Here is a 22,333-nt window from a genome sequence, read left to right as displayed (position 1 = left end):
AGGTGAGCCCGGGAGTTGAGTGGAGCGTGGAAGAGACGATCGCGGGCGCCCAGAACACTCAGATTGCCGGTCAGATCCCGCAGCAGCGCGGGGAATCACTGCTGGAGACCGCCGTACGCTACGCCGAGGAGCGGCACTGGGACGTGTTCCCGGGCACCTGGCTGGAAGCGGTCGACGGGGCGCAGCGCTGTTCGTGCGGCGAGGCCACCTGCTCTGCGCCGGGTGCGCACCCCGCGCGCCCCGACTGGGCGAACCAGGCGACCGGCAGCGCGACCGCCGCCCGCCGGATGTGGCAGAAGCAGCCGACGGCGTCGATCCTGCTGCCGACGGGGCGGACCTTCGACGCGCTGTCCGTCCCGGAGAGCGCCGGTTTCCTGGCGCTGGCCCGGATGGAGCGGATGGAGCTGACCCTGGGGCCGGTCACGCTGACGCCCGACCGGCGCATGCAGTTCTTCGTATTGCCGGGAGCGTCCGCGAAGGTGCCGGAGCTGGTGCGCAAGCTCGGGTGGTCGCCGGCCTCGCTGGATCTGGCCGCTCTGGGCGAGGGGGCGTACGTGGCCGCTCCCCCGACCCGGTTCGGCTCTCGTGGCGCCGTGCAGTGGGCCTGCCGGCCGACCCCGGCGAATCGCTGGCTGCCGGACGCCGAGGAGCTGATCTCGCCGCTCGCCTACGCGTGCGGCCGGGACCGCTGACGTGTGCCCATGTGACGGAGCCGCATATCAGGCGTAGTTCCGCGCTCCCGGCGAAACCGCCCTCCCCGTACTGTGCCTGCATGACCGAAGCTGCAGTACTGGTGCGGGGCCTCTGGAAGCGGTTCGGGCAGCACGTGGCTGTCGGGGGGATCGATCTGGAGCTGCCCGCGGGGAAGTTCGTCGGACTGGTCGGGCCCAACGGCGCCGGGAAGACCACCACCCTCTCCATGGTCACCGGGCTGCTGCGGCCCGACGAGGGGACCGTCGAGGTCGTCGGGCACGACGTGTGGCGGGATCCGGTGGCCGTCAAGGCACGGATCGGGGTGCTGCCCGAGGGGCTGCGGCTGTTCGAGCGGCTCTCCGGGCGGGAACTGCTCGCGTACTCGGGGCGGCTGCGCGGACTGCCGGGGGCCGAGGTCGACAGACGGGCCGCACAACTGCTGGACGTGCTCGACCTGGCCGGTGCCCAGCACAAGCTCGTCGTCGACTACTCGACCGGCATGCGCAAGAAGATCGGGCTCGCCGCGGCCCTCCTCCACAACCCCGAGGTGCTCTTCCTGGACGAGCCGTTCGAGGGCGTCGATCCGGTGTCCGCGCAGACCATTCGGGGCGTGCTCGAGCGGTACACGGCCTCCGGGGCCACCGTCGTCTTCTCCTCCCACGTCATGGAGCTGGTCGAGTCGCTGTGCGACTGGGTCGCGGTGCTGGCGGCGGGCCGCATCCGCGCGACGGGGACGCTCGCCGAGGTGCGCGGCACGCACCCCACCCTGCACGGGGCGTTCCTCGAGCTGGTCGGTGCCGGCGACCGGCACACCGGCTCCGATCTCGACTGGCTGGGCGGCGGGGCGGCCCGATGACGAGCCCCGCCTCCCACCTCGTACGGCTGAAGCTGTCGCTGCTGAGGAACGGGCTGCGGCAGTCGGGCGGCCGGCGGGCCGCGTTCGCCGCCTCCGCCGTCCTCGCTCTCCTGTTCGCCCTGGCGCAGCTGCTGGGGCTGCTCCTGCTGCGCGGGCAGGCGGACGCCGACGTGGTGGGCGTCACCGGCACGGCCGTACTGGCGCTGGGCTGGGCGGTGCTGCCGCTGTTCTTCCCGGCCGGCGACGAGACCCTGGACCCGACCCGGCTGGTGCTGCTGCCGCTGCACCCCGGGCCGCTGGTACGGGCGCTGCTCGCGGCCTCCCTGGTCGGCGTCGGCCCCCTGTTCACGCTGCTGGTCCTCGCGGGCTGCGCGCTGTCCCTGGCGCACGGCCCGGCGGGGTACGTCGTCGCGGTCGTCGCCGTCGTCCTCGCCCTGCTGGTCTGCGTGGCACTGGCGCGGGCCGTCGCCACCGCCAACGTACGGCTGCTGACCAGCAGGAAGGGCCGCGATCTGGCCGTGCTGAGCGGGCTGGTGATCGCGATCGGGGGGCAACTGGTCAACCTCGGCGCGCAGTGGCTGGGATCGTCCGGGCCGGGCCGGTTGCGGCCGGTCGCCGACGTGCTGTCCTGGGTGCCGCCGGCGTCGGCGGTGGGGGCGGTGCGGGCGGCGAGCGAGGGGTCCTACGGCACCGCGCTCGCCCGACTCGCCCTCTGCGGGGCCGCGGCGGGGCTGTTGCTGGCGGTCTGGGCACGGAGCCTGACCCGGCTGATGACCGCGCCCGACGGGTCCACGCTGCAGGCTCCGGGTGCCGCGCCACGGGACCGCGCCTCCTCGGCCGGGCTCGGGCGGCTGCTGCCGGGCGGGCGCACGGGGACGGTCATGGAACGCAGCCTGCGCTATATCTGGCGCGACCCCAAGACCAAGGCCGCGTGGGTGACCTCGCTGGCCATCGGGCTGATCGTGCCGGTGTTCAACGCGGTGCAGGGCACCGGATCGGTCTACTTCGCGTGCTTCGCCGCCGGGATGCTCGGCATCCAGATGTACAACCAGTTCGGGCAGGACACCTCCGCCTTCTGGATGGTGGCCATGACCATCTCCTCGGCGCGCGACGCCCGCACCGAGCTGCGCGGCCGGGCCCTGGCCCTGCTGCTGGTCGCCCTCCCGTACGCCGTCCTCGTGACCGTGCTGACGACGGCGCTGCTGGGCGCCTGGACGCGGCTGCCGGAGGTGCTGGGGCTGTCCCTCGCGCTGCTCGGGGCGATGCTGGCGACCGGTGCGTGGACCTCGGCCCGCTTCCCGTACTCCATCCCGCAGGAGGGCCACAAGAACGTCGCCCCCGGGCAGGCGGGCCTCGCCTGGATCTCGGTCTTCGGCGGCATGGTCGCGGCGGCGCTGCTGTGCGCCCCCGTCATCGCCCTGGCCGTCTGGGCCGGTGTCAGCGCCGGCGGCGAGGAGTGGAGCCCGCTGCTGCTGCCGGCGGGGGCGGGGTACGGGGCCGGGCTGACGGTGCTGGGCCTCAGGCTGGCGGCCCCGCGGACGGCGGCCCGGCTCCCGGAGATCCTCGCGGCGGTGAGCAAGGGGTAGGCACCGGCCGGCGGACGGGCGTTCAGTCCCCGAGGACCGCGTCGAGGAACGGCTCCACGGCCCCCCGCCAGGCCTCCGGCTGGTCATAGTGCGCGAGGTGACCGGCGTCGGGCAGCTCGGCGTACGCACCCCGCGGCAGCACCCGCACCATCTCCTGCGCCTCGGCGCGGCCCAGCTCGCCGTCCAGGCCGCGCATGACCAGCGCCGGGCAGCGGACCTGGGCCAGCTCCTCCCAGTGGGCGTCGTACACCCATGTCTCGCGGGAGGCGAGCATCTGCTCCGGGTCGAACACCGGGCGCCAGCCGTCGTCGCACTCGTGCATCACCTCGGCGTAGAACGCGCCGCGGGAGGGGTTCGGCCGCTCCACCCAGGGGTCGTCCTCGCCGAACCACCTGCGGACGTCGGCGAGCGTGGCGAAGGGCACGGGCCAGGACCGGAACCAGTCGGCCCACTCGCGCTGCGAGGCCGCGCCGAGCGCGGAGGCCCGCATGTCGCAGACGACCAGGCCGCGCACCAGGTCGGGGCGCTTGGCGGCGAGCTGCCAGGCGGTCAGCGCGCCCATGGCGTGGCCGATCAGGACGGCGGGGGCGAGGCCGAGCTGCTCGATGGCGGCCTCGGCGTCCTCGACGTAGGCCTCACGGGTGTAGGCGGCCTGTGGGGGCTTGTCGCTCTGGCCGTGGCCGCGCTGGTCGAGTGCGACGGCGCGGTGGCGTTCGGCGAGCCGGCGGGCCGTCGCGGCCCAGTGGGAGGCGCGGCCCATCAGACCGTGGAGTAACAGCACACCGGGGGTGCCCGCCCCTGGGTCCGCGGGGCCCGGATCCCTGCGGTCCGGGTCCCTCTTGGGAGGGTCGGCGAACTCCCAGGCGGCCAGTCGCACGCCGCCCGCTCCCGTCACGTCGATACGCCGTGCCATGGCCCTGGCACCCCCCAGCTCCGCCTGACTCGTACCGGTGTTCTGCCGTCGTACTGCCGCCGCACACTATCGAATGCCTATTCGAAAATACGGTCCCTGCGGACAACACCCCTCATTCGAGTGACACCCCCCAAGGAATGATCGCCGCCACCGAGGGGATCTTTCTGGCGGGAGGCGGACCGCTCGGGGAAAAACGGTCCGCGGGGGTGACCCTGAGAGCTCGGGGCTCCGGGTCAGCACAGGGGAGGACAGGCCCCGGCGCCACACGGCGCCGGGGCCCTCACCCGCTCAGCGCTTGGCCACGAACACATGCGAGGCGACGTCCGCCTCCAGCTCGGCCGCCTCACCGCCGCTGCCCACCAGCACCCCACCGGCCGACTCCGTCACGCTCACCACGGAACCGGGCTGCACGCCCGCCCGCCGCAGCGTGTACATCAGCTGCGCGTCCGTCTGGATCGGCTCACCGATACGGCGGACGACGACCGTCTTCCCGTCCGCGCCCGGGTCCAGGTCGGCCAGCGAGACCATGCTCTCGTCCAGGAACGGATCGGCGCCGTCCTTCTCGCCCAGCTCCTCCAGGCCCGGGATCGGGTTGCCGTACGGCGACTCGGTCGGATGCCGCAGCAGCTCCAGCACACGCCGCTCGACGGCCTCGCTCATCACGTGCTCCCAGCGACACGCCTCCGCGTGCACCTGCTCCCACTCCAGGCCGATCACATCGACGAGGAGACACTCCGCGAGGCGGTGCTTGCGCATCACGCGCGTCGCCAGCCGACGGCCCTCGTCGGTCAGCTCCAGATGGCGGTCACTGGCCACGGAGACCAGCCCGTCGCGCTCCATCCGCGCCACCGTCTGGCTCACCGTCGGCCCGCTCTGGTCGAGCCGCTCCGCGATGCGGGCGCGCATGGGGACGACGCCTTCCTCTTCAAGCTCGAGGATGGTGCGGAGATACATCTCCGTGGTGTCGATCAGTCCGGACATACGTGCCCCTCGATTACCTCTGCCGGAAGCCCGGCCGCGTGCGCTGGCCCTGGCACCAATTCTGCCGGATCCCACTGACAAGCGGGCGGTACCGGGAAAACGGGGGCCCGGTTCGCGCGGTTCCCCCTCCCCCCGGGAACTCTCGGCCGCGGGCGATCGTGCCGCTGACCGGGGACACCGGCCCCCGGGGACCCCGGCCGTATTGACACCGCACTGGTCCAGACCTCACGGTGATCCACGACACAGACGCTGCGAAGGGGCACCGCATGAGCGACGGCACGCCTGCCGACCTGTTCTTCGACGCCGCCATCGGCCTGCTGCAACGGGTCCGCGAGGAGGAGGCCGAGGCGATCACCGCGGCCGGCACCCTGCTCGCCGACACCGTCACCGCCGGCGGCCGCCTGTTCGCCTTCGGCGCCGGGCACTCCTCCCTGGCCGCCCAGGACGTCGTCTACCGCGCGGGCGGCCTCGCCCTGATGAACCTGCTCGCCGTACCCGGCGTCGTCGGCGTCGACGTCACCCCCGCCACCCTCGGCTCCGCCCTCGAACGTGTCGACGGCCTCGCGAGCGCCGTCCTCGACACCTCACCCGTCAGCGCCGGCGACGCCCTCGTGATCATCTCCCTCTCCGGCCGCAACGCCCTGCCCGTGGAAATGGCCCTCAACGCCCGCGCCCTCGGCGTGAAGGTCATCGGCGTGACCTCGGTCGCCTACGCCGCGCAGACCAAGTCCCGGCACTCCTCCGGCACCTTCCTGAAGGACCACTGCGACCTCGTCCTCGACTCCAAGATCGCGGTCGGCGACGCGGAACTCACCCTCGACACCATCCCGGCGCCCTTCGCCCCCGCCTCCACCGTCGTCACCGCAGCCCTCATGCAGGCCGTCATGGCCACCACCGCGGCCACCCTGGCCGACCGCGGCATCGAGCCCCCGCTCCTGCGCTCCGGCAACGTCGACGGCGGCCACGAGTGGAACGGCCGCGTGATGCGGGAGTACGGCGACCGGATCTTCTACCGCCACTGACGCCACCGCGGGCCGCCGCCGTCCCCCGACCGCCCCCGGCCCGCCCCCGCTCCCCCTCCGCTACTCCCCCTCCACGACCCCCGCCAGATCCAGTGCCCCCGCGATCCGCGCCGCCACATCCTCCGCGTACATCAGGTCCGCCCGCTCGAACCGGCTGCGCCCCGCCCCGCGCAGAAACGTCACGATCCCCAGCGTCCGCCCCCGGCTGCGCAGCACCGCGCACAACGCGTGCACCGCGTCCTCGGGCCACCGCCGCTCCAGCGCCCACTCCCGCGCCCGCTCCGCCGCCACCGAACCCGCGTCCGCGCGCACCGTCCCGGCCCGCTCCGCGCACTGCAGCGCCGGATGCCCCTCCTCGTACCGCACCGGCAACCCGGCCGCCCCGGTGAGCAGACTCGGCCCCGGCGCCCCGGCAGGCGTGGCCGCGAGCCGCACCAACCGCACCGGGACCGGCGCCGCCTCGCCCTCCGTACGCGACACCCCCGCCACCCGGTCGACGAGCGCGTGATCGGCGAAACCGGCGAGGGCGAAGTCCAGATGGACGGTGACCGCCTCCAGCGGGTCCTCGCACTCCGCGGCGGCACGGGCAGCACGATGCGACTGGTTCGTACGGAACCGCAGCAGCGCCGCCTCCTGCTCACCCTGCTTGGCCTCGGTGACGTCCTGGAACAGCCAGCCCACCCCGAGCGGCACCGGCTCCTCCGCGAGCGGCGAGGCCAGCCGCACGAACCCGCTCCGCCAGCAGCGCCGCGTCTCCCCCTCCGGAGTACGCACCGACACCCACATCTCCGCGGGCGCGGGCGGCGCACCCTCGGCCAGCACATGCGTCAGCGCGGCCTCCAGCTCCTCCGCACCCCGCGCGAGCAGCTCACCGAGCGGCCGCCCCAGCACCGACGTACGACGGACACCGAGCGCGCGAGCGGCATGCGCGTTCACCACGGCGGGCCGCAGATCCGCGTCGACGAGCACGACACCCCACGAGGCGTCCTCGAACAGCGCCTCGCTCAGCGCGATGGACCGCTCCAGATCGATCTGCGCATGGACCTCGCTGAACGCGCAGTACACCCCGGCCGGCTTCCCGTCGGGCCCGCGCACGGCGGCGGACTGCGTCCGCACGAGCACCCGCCCGCCGTCCTTGGTGACCAGCGCGAACTCATGCACCTGCCGCCCCGGCGCGGTCATCGCCGACATCAGCCGGGCCTGCACCTCCTCGGCGTCGGCACTGCGCACCGCCCATCCGGCGAACCCGTGCCGCCCGACGGCCTCGGCGGCGGTCCACCCGAGAATCCGCTCGGCCTCCCGGTTCCAGTGGGTCACGACCCCCTCGGCATCGAAGGCACACAGAGCCGCGTCCATGCCGTCCAGCAGCGCGGCGAGCAGATCGGATCCACCGGGCTCACCGGGCTCGTCCGGCCCCAGCTCGTCCGTGGTCCCACTCCGCCGGGAAGCACTCACCTCGACCCCCTGGAGGCTGCGTCCGCGCACGTAGGCGCTCGATTCGCTCACTGGCCTTCATTCAACTGGAACGTGACACAGCCCACATCCTGTTCCCGCAAGATTGCAGGATTCAATGCCGGGCGCCGCCCTCCGCCTCCAGCCGCAGATCCACCCACTCGTGCGGCTCCCCGTCGAGCACATACCGGTCGACCTCGACGAACCCGCGCCGCCGGGCGAACCGCAACCCGTCCTCGTTCACCGCCAGCACACACGTCTCGATCACCCGGGCCCCCATCCCGCGCGCCTGCGCCAGCCCCTGCTCGTACAACGCCGTCCCGAACCCGCGCCCCCGGAACCCGGGCAGCACCCGCGCGATGACGGTGGCGACCCGCTCCTCCCCGGCCGGTGGCCGCACCGTGGAACACCCGACGAGTACGTCCCCGAGATAGGCGTTGTCCAGCCGGTACCGCCCCCGCCGCCCCCGAGCGTCCTCCAGAGACATCGCCGCAGGCGGCACGACCACGTTGTGCACGTGCCGCCACTGTTCGAGCGTGTCTTCGCCGTCGACGGTGGCGAACCGCAGTTCGGTCATGCGCGAGAAGGTACCGAAAAACAGTTGAGCCCCTCCCCCGGGTTTCTTAGGGTGTGGCTTACACGAGAAGGGAGGTGGTTCGGCAGATGTATGTGAACCGGACGCGTGAGGTGGCTGCGGGCTAGCGGTCCGCCACCACATCCAGTGCGGTGCCGGACCCGCACGTGACAGACGCGTGCAGCCGGCCCAATCCCAAGCAGTCACCCGACCCGCGAGTTCGCCGGTACGTCCGGCCGGCTCTTCGCCGAAGGCGAAGAACCCGAACTCGCGGGTCGTCTGCGTTCACGGCCCCTTCTCGGTCGCCTTTTCTCAGATCAGCGTCAGTCTCCCGGTGCGCTGGGATCGGGCCTCTCCCGCGCGCAGGATCACCGCCGCTGCCGCCAGGAGCAGGGCGCTCAACGCTGTCAGCCAGGTCAGGGTGGGGGCCAGTTCGGACAGGGGCTCGGCGTTCAGGAGGGCGCCGCGGATCGCTGTCAGGCTGCCGGTCAGGGGGAAGGCCGCGCCGATGACGCGGACGGCCGTCGGCAGGGCGAAGGCGGGGAGGCGGACCGCGCTGACGAACCAGAGGGGTTCGTCGAGGAGCGTGTAGAGGAACGCCGAGTCGCGGGAGAAGACCAGGAGGCTGTTGAGGAAGGCGCCCCAGGCGATCGCCGGGACGAGGAGGGCCAGGATCACGACTCCGTACATCCACCAGGCCGCCACGGACAGGGTGCCGAAGCCGAGCAGGGCCGCCGCGGTGAAGCAGGTCAGGAGCCAGGCGTTCTGGACGAGGGCGCCGGCGCCGTTGGCGAGCATCAGGGTGAGGCGGCCCGCCGGGGAGAGGAAGAGCAGTTCCAGAGTGCCGGTGGTGCGCTCGAAGGACAGGTGCCAGGCCGACTGGACCAGGGAGAAGAAGAAGGCGTAGGCCAGGGTGCCGGTGGCGAGGAAGGCCAGGAGGCGGTGGGGGTCGGCGGCGAGGGGCCAGTGGGCCGCCGCCGGGGACGCGGTGGCCACCGGGCGGAGGGTGTAGTAGGTCGTCGCCAGTTGGAGCAGGGGCCAGATCAGCATGGAGAAGACCACGAGGGGCTGGCCGAAGAGGCGGCGGTGCTGTTTCAGGGTCTCGGCGGCGAAGATCCGCAGGGCGGGGCGCAGGGTGCTCATGCCGGTACCGCCTCGGTCGGTGCCGTGCGGTCCGTGAGGGTGAGGATGGCGTCCTCCAGGCTCGCCTCGGTGATGTCGAGTGCGGTGATGGAGCCGCCTGCCTCGACGACGGCCGCGGCCAGGGGGCCGGCGATGTCGTCGGGGTGGCGGAGGGTCAGGATCTCGCCGCCGTCCTCGGTGGGGGTGCGGGTGGCGCCGAAGCGGGCCGCCACGTCGGCGACGGCCGGCGACGGGTGGGGGACCGTGATCCGGACGGTCGCGTGGCTGCCGGTGGCGGCCTTGAGGTCGGCCGGGCTGCCCGCGGCGAGGTGGCGGCCGTCGGCGATGACGTGGACGTGGGAGCAGAGTTCCTCGACCTCGGCCAGGTAGTGGGAGGTGAGGAGGACTCCGGTGCCTTCGGCGGCCAGGCGGGCGACCACGCGGCGCAGGTCGCGGGCGATGGGGGCGTCGAGGCCGAGGGTGGGTTCGTCGAGGAGCAGGTAGGCGGGGTCGTTGATGAGGCCGCGGGCGATGGCGAGGCGCTGGGTCATGCCGCGGGAGTAGCGCTCGACCGTGGTGTCGGCGGCGTGGGTGAGGCCGACGAGGGCGAGGAGGTCGTCGATGCGGGTCTTCACCTGTCGTTTGGGCACGTCGTAGAGCTGGGCGAAGTACCAGAGGTTCTCGCGGCCGGTCATGCGGGTGTAGACCATGCGTTCGCCGCCGGCGATGAGGTTGATGCGGCGGCGAACGCCACGGGCGTCGGTGACGGTGTCGAGGCCGTCGACGCGGACGGTGCCGGAGGTGGGCCGGAGCAGGGTGGCGAGGATCTTGATGGTGGTGGTCTTGCCGGCGCCGTTGAGGCCGAGGAGGCCGGTGATGCGGCCGGCGGGGATGTCGAGGTCGAGGCCGTCGACGGCGGTCTTGGTGGTGCGGGGGCCGAAGAGGCCGTGGTCGCGGACGGGGAAGTCCTTGCGCAGGTCGCGGACGTGGATGCCGGTGGTCATGGTCAGTAGGTCCTTTCCACGGCGCGGGCTTCGGCGTGCGGGAGGGCGCGCAGGCCGAGGAGGAGGAGGGCGAGGCTGAGCAGGAGGCTGAGGGTGAGGCGGGGGGCGAGGTCGGTGAGGGTGTGGCCGCCGGTGAGGGAGCCGTGCAGGACGTCCATGGCGGCGGTGGTGGGGAAGGCCTCGGCGAGCCACTGGGCGGGGGCGGGCAGGTAGGTGCGCGGGAAGGTGTAGCCGCAGAGCAGGCCGAGGACGCAGAAGACGGTGTTCTGGGAGATGTGTGCCTCGCCGGCGGCGATCATCAGGCCGCCGAGGCCGACGGAGATCGCGAAGGTGGCGGTGATCAGGGCGAGGGTGCCGGCGAGGGCGCCGAGGGGTGAGGCGACGGGGATGGTGATGCCGAGGGCGGTGATGACGACGGCGAGGGTGAGGAATTCGGCGATGCTGCTGAGCACGGCGAAGGCGGTGAAGCCGAGGAGGTAGGGCAGGCGGCCGGCGGGGGCGATGAGCAGGGCGCCGAGGGTGCCTTGGCGTTGTTCGGTGATGAGGGCTTTGGCGGACCAGAGGACGAGCCGGACGGTGAACTGGTAGGCGGTGACACCGGTCGCCAGGTAGGCGAGGTAGGGGCCTTCGTGGAAGTCGGTGCCGGTCTCGCCGGCGCCGATGGCGTGGAAGGCGAGGTGTCCGAGGGCGATGGCGAGCGCGGCGGGCAGCACGGTGCCGACGGCGTAGGTCCATGGATAGGCGCGTCTGGTCATCTGCCAGGTGCGCCAGGCGGTGGCTGTGCCGGTGCGCCAGGTGGTGGCGGTCGCCACGTGTTTCCTCCCCCGTGTGGATGAACGGCCTTCGATCGAGTGAGTTCCCATTGGAGACTCACTCGCCACCTGCGTTTCTATCGGGAACTGAGCTGGTGGCGCAAGATGGTGTACGGCAATGAGGCCGGGCAGGACGGAGGGCAGCCGTGGCGCGAGAGGTACCCGAGCGGGACGCGGCGTGTGCGGTCGCGCAGGCCGCTGCGGTGATCGGTGACTGGTGGAGCCTGCTGCTGGTGCGGGAGGCGGCGCGCGGTCACCACCGGTTCGACGCGCTCCAGGCGGAGCTGGGCATCTCCCGCAAGGTGCTCACGGAGCGGCTGGGGCACCTGGTGGACAGCGGGGTGCTGGAGAGGGTGCCGTACCAGGAGGGGCCGGTCCGCTACGAGTACCGGCTCAGCGCGGCCGGGCGGGCCCTGCTGCCGGTGCTGGTGTCGATGCAGGACTGGGCCGACCGCTGGCTGCTGGGCGACGGTTCGCTGTCGGCGTCGGCCGGGGCGGACAGCGCGGAGGCGCGCAGGGTGGCCGCCCTGCCGGGCACCCCGGTGCCGGCGCTGACCCTGCCCGCGCACACCGGCGGAGAGTTGGATCCGGTGGCCGACGGCCCGGTCGTGCTCTTCTGCTACCCGGCGACCGGCCGGCCGAGCCCGCTGCCGGAGGGCTGGTCGGACATCCCCGGGACGGTCGGCTGCACGCTGGAGAACCGGCTGTTCCGGGACGCCTACGACGAGTTCCGGGCCGCCGGGGTCGCGGTGCGCGGGGTGAGCACGCAGCGGCCGGACGAGCAGCGGGTGTTCGCGGCGGAGGAGGAGATCCCGTTCCCGCTGCTGTCGGACATGGACCTCAGGCTGTCGGCGGCGCTGCGGCTGCCGACGTTCCGGGCCGGGCAGTCGCTGCGGCTGAAGCGGGCGGTGCTGGTGGTGGACGCGGAGCGTGTCGTGCGGCACGCGCAGTTCCCGGTGACGGACATCCCGGGCGCGGTCGCGGCCGCACTGGCGCAGGCCTCCGCCCTCGGGCACTGACGGGTCCCGCCTCGACTGCCGTCCGGCGTCATCGCCACAGACCCCGTCCGGCGCCACAGACCCACCGTCCGGCAACGGGGACCGCCTCTCGGCGTCAGAGACCGTCAGCGCCAGACCACCGCTCGGCTCAGAGACCACCGTCCGGCAACAGGGACCGCCACTCGGCGTCAGAGACCGGCTGCGCCACAGACCCGTCCGCCGTCACAGACCACCGTCCGCCGCCGTAGACCATCGCTCGGCGTCTCAGACCACCGGACCACCGCTCGGCATCACGGACCCCCGACCGCCGCCACAGACCACCGCTCGGCGTCACAGACCACCGTCCGCCGTCCACAGACCACCGCTCGGCGCCGCAGGCCGCCGTCCGGTGTCAGGGGCAGAGGCGTTCCACCCTCCAGGTGCCGTCCGGCCGGGCGACGTAGCGCAGGCGGTCGTGGAGGCGGTTCTGGCGGCCCTGCCAGAACTCGATCGTCTCGGGGGCGATGCGGAAGCCGCCCCAGTGCGGCGGGACCGGGACCTGGTCGTCCTCGGGGTATCGGGCCTCGAGGTCGGCGTAGGCGGCTTCCAGTTCGGCGCGGGAGGCGATCACCGTCGACTGGGCGCTGGCCCAGGCACCCAGCTGGGAGCCGTGCGGGCGGGTGCGGAAGTAGGCGGCGCTTTCCTCACGGCCGGTGCGGCGGGCGGTTCCGGTGACGATGACCTGGCGGGCGAGCGGGTGCCAGGGGAAGAGCAGCGAGACGTGCGGGTTGTCCGCCAGTTCGCGGGCCTTGCGGGAGTCGTAGTTGGTGTAGAAGACGAAGCCGTCGGTGTCGAACTGCTTCATCAGGACCGTGCGCGAGCTGGGGCGGCCCGCGGCGTCCGCCGTGGAGACGACCATCGCGTTGGGTTCGTAGACCGTGCCGTGGAGGGCCGCGCGGGCGACGTCCTCGAACCAGCGGGCGAACTGGTCCATCGGGTGCGTGGCGAGGTCCTGTTCGGCGAGGCCCTCGGCCCGGTACTGCTTGCGCATGGCGGCCGGGTCGAGGAGGGGGTCCAGGAGGGGTTCGCGGTCGGTCACGCGGTCATCCTGCCGTATCGAACGCCACTGGCACTCAGTGTCGCGTGGTCTCCCCAACTGTGGCACCGGGGGTTATCGTGCTGGTTCCTGCGGTTTGGGTCACCACCGGCCGATCGGGGCATCACCGGGGTGACCGCCGCCGACACTTTCACGAGGAGCCGCCTGATGTCCGATTTCGTACCCGGGCTCGAAGGGGTCGTCGCGTTCGAGACGGAGATCGCCGAACCCGACAAGGAGGGCGGTGCCCTGCGCTACCGGGGCGTCGACATCGAGGACCTGGTCGGGCACGTCTCCTTCGGGAACGTGTGGGGTCTGCTGGTCGACGGCGCCTTCAACCCCGGTCTGCCGCCCGCCGAGCCGTTCCCGATCCCGGTGCACTCCGGTGACATCCGGGTGGACGTGCAGTCGGCGCTGGCCATGCTCGCCCCGGTGTGGGGTCTGAAACCGCTGCTCGACATCGACGCGGAGCAGGCCCGCGAGGACCTCGCCCGGGCCGCCGTCATGGCGCTGTCCTACGTCGCCCAGTCGGCGCGCGGGCAGGGGCTGCCGATGGTGCCGCAGCGGGAGATCGACAAGGCGAACTCGGTCGTGGAGCGGTTCATGATCCGCTGGCGGGGTGAGCCGGACCCGAAGCACGTCGCCGCCGTGGACGCGTACTGGACGTCCGCCGCCGAGCACGGCATGAACGCGTCGACGTTCACCGCGCGGGTCATCGCCTCCACCGGCGCGGATGTCGCCGCGGCGCTGTCGGGTGCGGTCGGGGCGATGTCCGGGCCGTTGCACGGGGGTGCGCCGTCCCGGGTGCTCGGGATGATCGAGGAGATCGAGCGCACGGGGGACGCGGAGGCCTACGTCAAGGGGGCCCTGGACCGGGGTGAGCGGCTGATGGGCTTCGGGCACCGGGTGTACCGGGCCGAGGACCCGCGGGCGCGGGTGCTGCGGCGTACGGCGCGGGAGCTGGGTGCTCCTCGCTTCGAGATCGCGGAGGCGTTGGAGAAGGCCGCGCTGGAGGAGCTGCACAACCGGCGGCCGGACCGGGTGCTGGCGACCAACGTGGAGTTCTGGGCCGCGATCATGCTGGACTTCGCGGAGGTGCCGGCGCACATGTTCACGTCGATGTTCACGTGTGCGCGGACCGCCGGGTGGTCGGCGCACATTCTCGAGCAGAAGCGGACGGGTCGCCTCGTGCGGCCGTCCGCTCAGTACGTCGGGCCCGGTCCCCGGCGGCCCGAGGACATCTCCGGGTACGCGGACATCGCCCGCTGAAGGGGGCGGTCCCGAGCGCGGGCGACTGCGGGCCCGGCGTGGCCGGCCGCGCAGTTCCCCGCGCCCCTCACGGGTTGATCACGCCGGCGTCAGCAAGTTGCCGTGGTGCCGTTCCGCCACCAGCGGGTGTGCCCTCAGCTTGCCCTTGAGTTCGTTGTAGCCGTACTCGGCGTACAGCGGGTTGGACGGATCCGTCGTGATGCCACGGGCCGTGGACGCGTGCGGGAACGGCAGGGGCTGGATCCGTGCGTCCAGGCGGGGGTTGTAGAAGAACGGGACCGAGAAGCGCTCCGTCGCTCCGGGCGGGCTGACCACGCGGTGGTTGGTGGCGAGGAGGTAGCCGTTCGTCGCCACCTCCAGCAGTTCGCCGAGGTTGACCACGAAGGCGCCCTGGACGGGCGGTACGTCGTGGAAGAGGCCGTCCTCGCGCTGGACCTGGAGGCCGCCGACGGTGTCCTGGAGCAGGAGGGTCAGGAAGCCGTAGTCCTTGTGCGCGCCCACGCCCTGGTCGGTGCCGTCGCCCGCGCTGCCCGGGTAGCGGACGAGCTTGAGGTGCGGGTGGGCGTGGGCGCCGAAGACCGGGTCGTAGAAGCCGGCCGGGGCGCCGATGGCGGTGAGGAGTTCGTGCAGGAGGCGGTCGGCCACCGCGCTCAGCCTATCGATCCAGGCCAGGGCCGCCGTGCGCAGTTCGGGGAGGGCGTCCGGCCACTGGTTGGGGCCCTGCAGCCACCAGTACGGGGGCTCGCCGGGGCCCGGGACGCGGGCGGGGCGCTCGGCGCCGATGTCGAGCTGGTCGCGCCAGTCGCGGGCGCCGCCGGTGCGCTCGTCGCCGGTGCGGGTGTAGCCGCGGAAGTGCGGGGAGCCCACGTTGTCGAGGGCGAGCCGGTCGGCCGCGGGAAGGGCGAAGAAGGCGCGCATGGCGGTGAGCAGCGCGTCGGTCTCGGCCTGGGTCACGCCGTGTCCGATGAGCTGGAAGAAGCCGACGTCGTGGGCGGCGCTGTGCAGCTGCGCGTGGAGCAGGGCGCGGGCCTGGGGGCCGCGGTCGGCGGCCGACAGGTCGATGATCGGGAGCTGGTCGTACGACGGGGTCGTCGCGCTGTGCGTGGTCATGGGTGCGTCCGCAGGGTGTACGGGGCAGGGGTGGCCGCCGAGGGGTAGGGCGGCCCCCGGGTGCCGGAAAAGGAAGAGAAAAAGGGAGAAACAGGGGGCTCGTCAGGCGGAGAAGCGCCGACAGCCCATGCTCGTGACGCGCACGTAGTCCACGTGGCGGCGGCGGACGAGCATCGGAAGCATGGGCCAAGGGTACTGCGCGACGCGGGAAACGCCTGTGGCCCGGTTCACTGCCCCGCAGGGGGGCGCGCGGAGGTCAGAACTTGCCCCAGACACAGGTCGTGCGGTGGCCGCCCAGCGCCTCGGCGATCAGCGCGCGGAACTCGTGGGTGAACTCGGGCCAGTTCCAGAACTCGAGGCCCAGGTGGCCGAAGGCCCAGTAGTCGGCGTCCCAGGTCCACTCCGGCAGGGGGATCCGGGCGGCGCAGGCGGGACAGCCGACGTCGGCGGCGCCTGTCGCGGACCAGCGGTCCATGGCCTGTTCGAAGGGTTTCCAGGCGGCGTCGATGGGGTCCCAGGCGTCGGTGAGCAGGCGGGTGGTGGCCGTGCAGCGCGGGCAGCGGGCCCACGCGGCCTCGCCCTGGCCGCCGTGGAAGACGGTGCGCCCGGTGTGCACGGCCAGGCCGTCGTACGGCTTTTGGTCCGCGTCCCGCGGGTCCACCGCCCGGGCCCAGTGCGGGCCGGGCGGATGACCGAGCGGCCGCCCCAGGACGCAGTCGGTGCGCTCGGCCAGCACGATGCCCTCCGCCACGAGCCGGTCGAGCACGCGCTCGGCGAGCCGCGGCGCGTCCGCCGCGCCGGCATCGAGATCGACGATCGTCTGAAAGGTGTCCCCCATGCCCGTCACCGTAGCCGCGGCCGCTGACAGCGGCTCAGCCGAGGGCGTCCTCCAGCAGCGCGGCCCACTGGGCGACGACCCGGTCGCGGCGGGCGGTGTCGTCGGTGAGGAGGTTGGCGAGGCCGAGCCCGCGGGCCATGTCCAGGAGGCCCTGGACGGTCTCGCGGACGCCGGGGCGGGACTCGTCGGCGCCGAGGAGGTCGACGGCGATGCGGTGGGTCTCGCGGCCGACCCGGGCCTCCAGTTCGGTCACCCGGCCGCGCAGCTGTTCCTCGTCGGAGGCGGCGACCCACAGGTGCAGGGCGGCCCGGAAGAGGGGACCGGTGAAGAGGCCGACGAGGGCGGCGACGACGGCGCGGCGGTCGGCGGCGCCGTCCGGGAACAGGGCCCTGAGCGCGGTGGAGCGTTCCTCGGCGACGTACTCGACGGCCGCGGTGAACAGGTCCTCGCGGGTGGGGAAGTGGTGCTGGGCCGCGCCCCGGGAGACGCCGGCGCGTTCGGCGACGACGGAGACCGTGGAGCCCGCCCAGCCGTGCTCGGCGAGGCAGGCCACGGCGGCCTCCAGGAGCCGCTGCCGGGTGGCCCGGCTGCGGTCCTGCTTGGGTACGCGGTCGCGTTCCGCCGTACTCACACCACCCATGCCGCATCCCGTCTTTCGAGAAAGGCCGTCATCCCCTCCCGGGCGTGGTCGGAGGAGAACAGCCGGGCCGAGAGGGCGGTCAGCTCCGCCGCGTCCCGGTCGAACGTCTCCAGCACCCTAGCCGTGAGCAGCGCTTTCGTCTCGGCCAGGGCCTGGGGTGAGGAGCGGCGCAGACCGTCCAGGACGGGGGCGAGGGCTTCGTCGACGTCGTCGGCGGTGGTCGTGACCAGGCCCAGGCGCACGGCCTCGCTGGGGTCGAAGCGCTCGCCGGTGAGGTAGTAGCGGGCCAGGAGGCGGGGGTCGGCGCGCGGGAGCACCGGGAGGGAGATCACCGCCGGGGCCACTCCGATGCGGACCTCGGTGAAGGCGAAGGTGGCCTCGGTGGAGGCGGCGGCGATGTCGCAGGCGGCGAGCAGGCCGAGGCCGCCCGCGCGGACGTGTCCGGTGATCCGGGCGACGACGGGTCGGGGCAGTTCGACGATCTGCCGCAGCAGGGCCACCAGGGCGTCGGGGTGGGGCGGGTCGCGCAGGTCGGCGCCGGCGCAGAAGGTGGTGCCGGTGTGGGTGAGGACGACGGCGCGTACGTCCGGGTCCTTCGCGCAATCGGTCAGGGCCCCGGCGAGTTCGCCGACGAGCGCCGCGGAGAGGGCGTTGCGGGTGCCGGGGGAGTCGAGGCTGAGGGTCTCGACGGCACGCTCGCGCATGCGTCCGATGAGTGCGCTCACGTGTGCTCCCTGAGCTGTCGGCGCAGGATCTTGCCGGAGGCGGCGCGGGGGACGGTGCCGATGAAGGTGATCCGGCGGACGCGTTTGTAAGGGGCGACGTGTTCGGCGACGTAGAGCATGATCTCGTTCTCGGTCAGGTCGCCGGCGGTGGGCCGGCGGACGACGAAGGCGTGGGGGATCTCGTTGCCGTCCTCGTTGTAGGCGCCGATGACGGCGGCGTCGTCGATGCCGGGGTGGGTGAGCAGCAGGGCCTCCAGTTCGGCCGGGGCCACCTGGAAGCCTTTGTACTTGATGAGTTCCTTCACCCGGTCGACGACGAAGAGCCAGCCGTCGGCGTCGACCCGGCCGATGTCGCCGGTGTGCAGCCAGCCGTCGGCGTCGATCAGGCCGGCGGTGGCGTCGGGGCGGCCGAGGTAGCCCTTCATCACCTGGGGGCCGCGGATCAGGATCTCGCCGGACTCGCCGGCGCCGAGGTCCTTGTCGGGGTCGTCCAGGGAGACGATCCGCATCTCGGTGCCGGCGATGAGCCTGCCGACCGTGCCGGCCGGGGCCTGGTGCAGGCGGTCCAGGGGGACGACGTGGGTGCCGGGTGACAGCTCGGTCATGCCGTAGGCCTGGCCGATCGGGGGCAGCCCGAGGCGTTCGGCGCAGGCGAGGGCGAGGTGTGCGTCCAGCGGGGCGGCGGCGCTGATGACGTACTTCAGCGAGGACAGGTCGTAGCGGGTGACGGCCGGGTGCTTGGCGAGGGCGAGGACGATCGGCGGGGCGACGTACAGGCCGGTGATGCGGTGGTTCTCGATGGCGGCGAGGAACGTCTCCAGGTCGAAACGGGGCAGCACGACCACCGTGGCGCCCGTGCGCAGGGGCGCGTTCATGAGGGCGGTCAGGCCGTAGATGTGGAAGAACGGCAGCACGGCGAGGATGCGGTCGCCGGGGCCGGCCGGGACGGCGGGCTCCAGCTGGGCGAGGTTGGTGGCGATCTGCCGGTGGGTGAGCATCACGCCCTTGGGGATGCCGGTGGTGCCGGAGGAGTACGGCAGCACGGCGATGTCCTCGGCCGGGTCGACGTCGACACGCGGTTCGGGGGCGGTGGTGGCGAGCAGGTCGATCAGGGAGCGGTGTCCGGGTGCGCTGTCGCACACGAAGATCTCCCGTATTCCGCCCGCCGTTTCGGCGGCCCGGCGGGCGGTCTCCAGCAGCGGGGAGACGGTGACGATCCAGCGGGCCGCGCTGTCGCCGAGCTGCTTGGCGAACTCCTCGGGCGTGGCGAGCGGGTGCACCGTGGTGACGGTGGCACCCGCGCGGGTGGCCGCGTAGAAGGCCGTCGGGAAGGCGATCGTGTTGGGGCTGTGCAGGGCGAGGACGTCGCCCTTGCGGACGCCCGCGTCGGCGAACGCGGCGGCGACGCGCCGGTGGAACCGGTCCACCTGCTCGTACGTGAGGGTGGTGCCGTCCGTGCCGTCGATCAGCGCGGGCAGCTCACCGAACTCGGCGGCCCGGCCCAGGACGGCCTCGTGGATGGGGAGTTCTACGGGCGGGACGTCTGCGTACTCGCTGCGGAACACGGTTCCTCCAAGCGGCTACGGCGGCCTAGTAGGACTTGGGCAGGCCCAGGGTCTGGTGGGAGACGTAGTTGAGAATCATCTCCCGGCTCACCGGAGCAATACGAGCCACGCGCGCCGCCGTTATCAACGAGGCGAGCCCGAATTCCCGGGTGAGCCCGTTGCCGCCGAGGGTGTGCACGGCCTGGTCGACGGCCCTCACGCAGGCCTCACCTGCGGCGTACTTGGCCATGTTGGCGGCCTCGCCCGCGCCGATGTCGTCGCCGGCGTCGTAGAGACGGGCCGCCTTCTGCATCATCAGCCGGGCCAGCTCCAGGTCGATGTGCGCCTGCGCGAGGGGGTGGGCGATGGCCTGGTGGGCGCCTATGGGGGCCTTCCAGACGGTGCGGTCGCGGGCGTACTCGATGGCCTTGGAGAGCGCGTAGCGGCCCATGCCGATCGCGAACGCGGCCGTCATGATCCGCTCGGGGTTGAGTCCGGCGAACAGTTGCAGCAGGCCCGCGTCCTCGTCGCCGACGAGCGCGCCCGCGGGCAGCCGTACGTCGTCCAGGACCAGCTCGAACTGCTTCTCGGCGGCGCTGAGTTCCATGTCGATGGGACGCTTCTGGAAGCCCTCGGCGTCCGTCGGGACGATGAACAGGCAGGGCTTGAGCCGTCCGGTGCGGGCGTCCTCGGTGCGGCCGACGATCAGGACGGCGTCGGCCATGTCGACACCGGAGATGAAGACCTTGCGGCCGGTGAGGAGCCAGTCGGCGCCGTCCCGGCGGGCCGTGGTGGTGATGCGGTGGCTGTTGGAGCCGGCGTCGGGTTCGGTGATGCCGAAGGCCATGAGACGGGTGCCGTCGGAGATTCCGGGCAGCCACTGCCGTTTCTGGGCCTCGGTGCCGAAGCGGGAGATCACGGTGCCGCAGATGGCGGGCGACACCACGAGCATGAGCAGCGGGGAGCCCGCGGCGCCCAGCTCTTCGAGGACGATCGAGAGTTCGGTGATGCCACCGCCTCCCCCACCGTGTTCCTCGGGGAGACTGACGCCCAGGTAGCCGAGCTTGCCCGCCTCGGACCAGAGTTCGGTGAGGGGTTTTCCCTCGGCGACGCTGCGGGCGAGGTAGTCGCGGCCGTAGCGCTTGCCGAGGGCGGCGACCGCGGCTCGTAGTGCCGTGTGCTCCTCGGACTCGATGAGGGTGGTCATGCGATTCCTCCGGGTGCGGCTCGAATGTGGTTGCTCGCGCAGTTCCCCGCGCCCCTACGGTCGGCTGCTCTCGACCACCGCCAGGAGCGTGCCCATCTCCACTTGCTGTCCGGGAGCCACCGGGAGCGCTGCCAGCGTGCCGGTGGCCGGTGCCGAGATCTGGTGCTGCATCTTCATCGCCTCCAGCCAGATCAGGGGCCGGCCCGCCTGCACGGTCGCGCCCTCCGACAGCCCCTCGGCGATGCGTACGACCGTGCCCGGCATCGGGGCGAGCAGGGAGCCCGGGGCGAGCTGGGCGGTCGGGGCGGGGAAGCGGGGCAGGGCGGTGAGGCGGGTGGCGTTGACGTGGACCTCGTCGCCGTAGCGCGCGACCTCGAACCGGCGCCGGACACCGTCGAGTTCGAGTACGACCAGTCGGGCGTCGGCGTGCACGACACGCACTCCGTCGGCCGCGAGGCCCTCTCGCGTGTGCCGGTAGGGGACCTCGTACTCCTCGCCCGCCATTTCGTACCGCTTGGCCTGTGGCTGGGACGGAACGTTGCGCCAGCCGCCGAAGCGGGAGCGGCCGTGGGCGTCGGCCAGGGCCGCGACCAGGGGGGCGTACGGGTCGGGTGCCGGCTCGGTCAGGTCGGCGAGGTGGCGGTCGTAGAAGCCGGTGTCCATGCGGGCGCCGGCGAATTCGGCGTGGCGCAGGGAGCGCACCAGCAGGTCCCTGTTGGTGACCGGGCCGTGGATCGCGGCCGTCTCGAGGGCGCCGGCGAGTCTGCGGATCGCCTCCGCGCGGGTGGGGGCGTGGGCGACGACCTTGGCGAGCATCGGGTCGTAGTGGACGCCGATGGGGTCGCCGTCGGTGTAGCCGGTGTCCAGGCGGACGCCGGCCGGTACGGCGATGCGGTGCAGGGTGCCGGTCTGCGGGGCCCAGTCACGGGCGGGGTCCTCGGCGTACAGGCGGGCCTCGATCGCATGGCCGCGCGCGCGGGGCGGCTCGGTCTGCAGCGGCCGGCCTTCCGCGACGCGGATCTGTTCGGCGACCAGGTCGATGCCGAACACGGCCTCGGTGACGGGGTGTTCGACCTGGAGGCGGGTGTTCATCTCCAGGAAGTGGGCGCGCCCGCCGGCGACCAGGAACTCGACGGTGCCGGCGCCGACGTAGGAGACGGCGCGGGCGGCGCGTACGGCCAGGGCGTACAGCTCCTCGGTGAGCGTGGCCGGCAGGCCCGGTGCGGGGGCCTCCTCGACGACCTTCTGGTGGCGGCGCTGCAGGGAGCAGTCGCGGGTGCCGAGCGGCCAGACGGTGCCGTGGGTGTCGGCGAGGATCTGCACCTCGACGTGGCGGCCGTGCTCGATGTACGGCTCCACGAAGACCTCGCCGTCACCGAAGGCGCTCGCGGCCTCGGCGCGCGCGCCCTCCAGGGCGGCGGGCAGCTCGTCCAGGCGGCGCACGATCCGCATCCCGCGCCCTCCGCCGCCCGCGGCCGCCTTCACCAGGACCGGCAGGTCGGCCTCGGTGACCTCGCGCTCGTCGAGGGGCGCGAGGCCCATCAGCTCCTTGGCGCGGGTCTTGGACGCCATGGCCGCGATGGCCTGCGGGGGCGGGCCGATCCAGGTCAGCCCGGCGTCGAGCACGGCGCGGGCGAAGTCGGGGTTCTCGGAGAGGAAGCCGTAGCCGGGGTGCACGGCGTCGGCGCCCGCGGACAGGGCGGCCTTCACGATCAGGTCGCCGCGCAGGTACGTCTCCGCGGGCGCCGCGCCCGGCAGCCGTACCGCGGCGTCGGCCACGCGCGCGTGGAGCGCGTTCTCGTCGGCGTCCGAGTGCACGGCGACGGTCCTGATTCCCAACTCACCGCAGGTGCGGAAGATCCGGCAGGCGATCTCGCCCCGGTTGGCGACGAGCACAGTCGAAATCACGTGG

At 72.9% G+C, this 22,333-nt stretch carries 21 protein-coding genes; 6 read left to right on the top strand and 15 right to left on the bottom strand.

Translation table 11 applies throughout. The annotated features are described in order from the left end of the window. The first annotated feature begins 26 nt into the window (after positions 1–26). From ACZ5CW_RS01175 to ACZ5CW_RS01165, 3 genes are all read left to right on the top strand, one after another. A complete protein-coding gene (locus tag ACZ5CW_RS01175) occupies positions 27–692 on the top strand; it encodes a bifunctional DNA primase/polymerase (protein WP_468597240.1) in 666 nt (221 codons plus the stop codon). 80 nt (positions 693–772) lie between these two features. Further along, positions 773–1,549: an ABC transporter ATP-binding protein gene (locus tag ACZ5CW_RS01170; protein WP_468597238.1), complete on the top strand. Its 777-nt coding sequence runs from the start codon at positions 773–775 to the stop codon at positions 1,547–1,549. After that, positions 1,546–3,135: a transporter gene (locus tag ACZ5CW_RS01165; RefSeq protein ID WP_468597237.1), complete on the top strand. Its 1,590-nt coding sequence runs from the start codon at positions 1,546–1,548 to the stop codon at positions 3,133–3,135. Before ACZ5CW_RS01170 ends, ACZ5CW_RS01165 begins: the two co-directional genes overlap by 4 nt. 22 nt (positions 3,136–3,157) lie before the next feature. Here ACZ5CW_RS01165 and ACZ5CW_RS01160 read toward each other — a convergent pair whose 3' ends face one another. After that, positions 3,158–4,048, bottom strand: a complete 891-nt coding sequence (locus tag ACZ5CW_RS01160; protein WP_468597235.1) for an alpha/beta fold hydrolase — start codon at positions 4,046–4,048, stop codon at positions 3,158–3,160. A 288-nt stretch (positions 4,049–4,336) separates the two neighbouring features. Continuing rightward, on the bottom strand, positions 4,337–5,029 hold the full coding sequence (locus tag ACZ5CW_RS01155) for a metal-dependent transcriptional regulator (RefSeq protein ID WP_067007250.1): 693 nt from the start codon (positions 5,027–5,029) through the stop codon (positions 4,337–4,339). 266 nt (positions 5,030–5,295) lie between these two features. On the opposite strand from ACZ5CW_RS01155, the gene ACZ5CW_RS01150 reads away from it, so the two are divergent. Continuing rightward, entirely contained in the window at positions 5,296–6,051 is a 756-nt protein-coding gene (locus ACZ5CW_RS01150) for an SIS domain-containing protein (protein WP_468597233.1), read from the top strand. 60 nt (positions 6,052–6,111) lie between these two features. On the opposite strand, the gene ACZ5CW_RS01145 is transcribed toward ACZ5CW_RS01150, so the two are convergent. The 5 genes from ACZ5CW_RS01145 to ACZ5CW_RS01125 all read right to left on the bottom strand — a co-directional run bounded on the left by ACZ5CW_RS01145 (position 6,112) and on the right by ACZ5CW_RS01125 (position 11,015). Then, a complete protein-coding gene (locus ACZ5CW_RS01145; protein ID WP_468597739.1) occupies positions 6,112–7,506 on the bottom strand; it encodes a PAS domain-containing protein in 1,395 nt (464 codons plus the stop codon). A 112-nt stretch (positions 7,507–7,618) separates the two neighbouring features. After that, positions 7,619–8,080 (bottom strand): GNAT family N-acetyltransferase, encoded by a 462-nt coding sequence (locus tag ACZ5CW_RS01140; protein ID WP_468597231.1) that lies wholly within the window; start codon positions 8,078–8,080, stop codon positions 7,619–7,621. Between the two features lie 309 nt (positions 8,081–8,389). Further along, positions 8,390–9,220, bottom strand: a complete 831-nt coding sequence (locus tag ACZ5CW_RS01135; protein ID WP_468597229.1) for an ABC transporter permease — start codon at positions 9,218–9,220, stop codon at positions 8,390–8,392. Further along, the gene (locus ACZ5CW_RS01130; protein WP_468597227.1) at positions 9,217–10,203 is read right to left on the bottom strand and encodes an ABC transporter ATP-binding protein; all 987 of its coding nucleotides are present in this window, start codon (positions 10,201–10,203) and stop codon (positions 9,217–9,219) included. Before ACZ5CW_RS01130 ends, ACZ5CW_RS01135 begins: the two co-directional genes overlap by 4 nt. A 2-nt stretch (positions 10,204–10,205) precedes the next feature. Further along, positions 10,206–11,015, bottom strand: coding sequence for an ABC transporter permease (locus ACZ5CW_RS01125; RefSeq protein WP_468597225.1), 810 nt, complete (start codon positions 11,013–11,015; stop codon positions 10,206–10,208). A 146-nt stretch (positions 11,016–11,161) separates the two neighbouring features. Here ACZ5CW_RS01125 and ACZ5CW_RS01120 point away from each other — a divergent pair, with 146 nt between their 5' ends. Next, on the top strand, positions 11,162–12,034 hold the full coding sequence (locus tag ACZ5CW_RS01120; protein ID WP_468597224.1) for a winged helix-turn-helix transcriptional regulator: 873 nt from the start codon (positions 11,162–11,164) through the stop codon (positions 12,032–12,034). 370 nt (positions 12,035–12,404) lie between these two features. Here ACZ5CW_RS01120 and pdxH read toward each other — a convergent pair whose 3' ends face one another. Next, positions 12,405–13,091, bottom strand: coding sequence for a pyridoxamine 5'-phosphate oxidase (pdxH, locus tag ACZ5CW_RS01115; protein WP_468597223.1), 687 nt, complete (start codon positions 13,089–13,091; stop codon positions 12,405–12,407). A gap of 165 nt (positions 13,092–13,256) precedes the next feature. On the opposite strand from pdxH, the gene ACZ5CW_RS01110 reads away from it, so the two are divergent. After that, complete coding sequence (locus ACZ5CW_RS01110) at positions 13,257–14,357, top strand: citrate synthase 2 (RefSeq protein ID WP_468597222.1); 1,101 nt, start codon at positions 13,257–13,259, stop codon at positions 14,355–14,357. A gap of 78 nt (positions 14,358–14,435) precedes the next feature. On the opposite strand, the gene ACZ5CW_RS01105 is transcribed toward ACZ5CW_RS01110, so the two are convergent. The 7 genes from ACZ5CW_RS01105 to ACZ5CW_RS01075 form a co-directional block, all read right to left on the bottom strand. Next, entirely contained in the window at positions 14,436–15,467 is a 1,032-nt protein-coding gene (locus ACZ5CW_RS01105; RefSeq protein WP_468597220.1) for an isopenicillin N synthase family dioxygenase, read from the bottom strand. Between the two features lie 256 nt (positions 15,468–15,723). Continuing rightward, entirely contained in the window at positions 15,724–16,305 is a 582-nt protein-coding gene (locus ACZ5CW_RS01100; RefSeq protein WP_468597219.1) for a hypothetical protein, read from the bottom strand. 34 nt (positions 16,306–16,339) lie between these two features. Further along, positions 16,340–16,945, bottom strand: a complete 606-nt coding sequence (locus tag ACZ5CW_RS01095) for a TetR/AcrR family transcriptional regulator (RefSeq protein ID WP_468597217.1) — start codon at positions 16,943–16,945, stop codon at positions 16,340–16,342. Next, complete coding sequence (locus ACZ5CW_RS01090) at positions 16,933–17,649, bottom strand: enoyl-CoA hydratase family protein (protein ID WP_468597738.1); 717 nt, start codon at positions 17,647–17,649, stop codon at positions 16,933–16,935. The genes ACZ5CW_RS01095 and ACZ5CW_RS01090 overlap by 13 nt, the downstream gene beginning before the upstream one ends. Positions 17,650–17,666: 17 nt before the next feature. Beyond that, entirely contained in the window at positions 17,667–19,235 is a 1,569-nt protein-coding gene (locus tag ACZ5CW_RS01085; RefSeq protein ID WP_468597215.1) for a 4-coumarate--CoA ligase family protein, read from the bottom strand. 25 nt (positions 19,236–19,260) lie between these two features. Further along, positions 19,261–20,421, bottom strand: coding sequence for an acyl-CoA dehydrogenase family protein (locus tag ACZ5CW_RS01080; RefSeq protein ID WP_468597214.1), 1,161 nt, complete (start codon positions 20,419–20,421; stop codon positions 19,261–19,263). Between the two features lie 54 nt (positions 20,422–20,475). Further along, positions 20,476–22,329 (bottom strand): acetyl/propionyl/methylcrotonyl-CoA carboxylase subunit alpha, encoded by a 1,854-nt coding sequence (locus ACZ5CW_RS01075; protein WP_468597212.1) that lies wholly within the window; start codon positions 22,327–22,329, stop codon positions 20,476–20,478. Positions 22,330–22,333: the final 4 nt, after the last annotated feature.

The organism is Streptomyces sp. NPDC031379 (genome assembly GCF_055569615.1).
Note: the sequence above shows the minus strand (reverse complement) of the source record. Positions and strands in the feature narration are given on the sequence as shown.

Coding starts and splice junctions, on each gene's coding strand:
- ACZ5CW_RS01170 (WP_468597238.1), top strand. CDS start 773: ATGACCGAAGCTGCAGTACTGGTGCGGGGCCTCTGGAAGCGGTTCGGG.
- ACZ5CW_RS01165 (WP_468597237.1), top strand. CDS start 1,546: ATGACGAGCCCCGCCTCCCACCTCGTACGGCTGAAGCTGTCGCTGCTG.
- ACZ5CW_RS01160 (WP_468597235.1), bottom strand. CDS start 4,048: ATGGCACGGCGTATCGACGTGACGGGAGCGGGCGGCGTGCGACTGGCC.
- ACZ5CW_RS01155 (WP_067007250.1), bottom strand. CDS start 5,029: ATGTCCGGACTGATCGACACCACGGAGATGTATCTCCGCACCATCCTC.
- ACZ5CW_RS01150 (WP_468597233.1), top strand. CDS start 5,296: ATGAGCGACGGCACGCCTGCCGACCTGTTCTTCGACGCCGCCATCGGC.
- ACZ5CW_RS01140 (WP_468597231.1), bottom strand. CDS start 8,080: ATGACCGAACTGCGGTTCGCCACCGTCGACGGCGAAGACACGCTCGAA.
- ACZ5CW_RS01135 (WP_468597229.1), bottom strand. CDS start 9,220: ATGAGCACCCTGCGCCCCGCCCTGCGGATCTTCGCCGCCGAGACCCTG.
- ACZ5CW_RS01130 (WP_468597227.1), bottom strand. CDS start 10,203: ATGACCACCGGCATCCACGTCCGCGACCTGCGCAAGGACTTCCCCGTC.
- ACZ5CW_RS01110 (WP_468597222.1), top strand. CDS start 13,257: ATGTCCGATTTCGTACCCGGGCTCGAAGGGGTCGTCGCGTTCGAGACG.
- ACZ5CW_RS01105 (WP_468597220.1), bottom strand. CDS start 15,467: ATGACCACGCACAGCGCGACGACCCCGTCGTACGACCAGCTCCCGATC.
- ACZ5CW_RS01100 (WP_468597219.1), bottom strand. CDS start 16,305: ATGGGGGACACCTTTCAGACGATCGTCGATCTCGATGCCGGCGCGGCG.
- ACZ5CW_RS01095 (WP_468597217.1), bottom strand. CDS start 16,945: ATGGGTGGTGTGAGTACGGCGGAACGCGACCGCGTACCCAAGCAGGAC.
- ACZ5CW_RS01090 (WP_468597738.1), bottom strand. CDS start 17,649: ATGCGCGAGCGTGCCGTCGAGACCCTCAGCCTCGACTCCCCCGGCACC.
- ACZ5CW_RS01080 (WP_468597214.1), bottom strand. CDS start 20,421: ATGACCACCCTCATCGAGTCCGAGGAGCACACGGCACTACGAGCCGCG.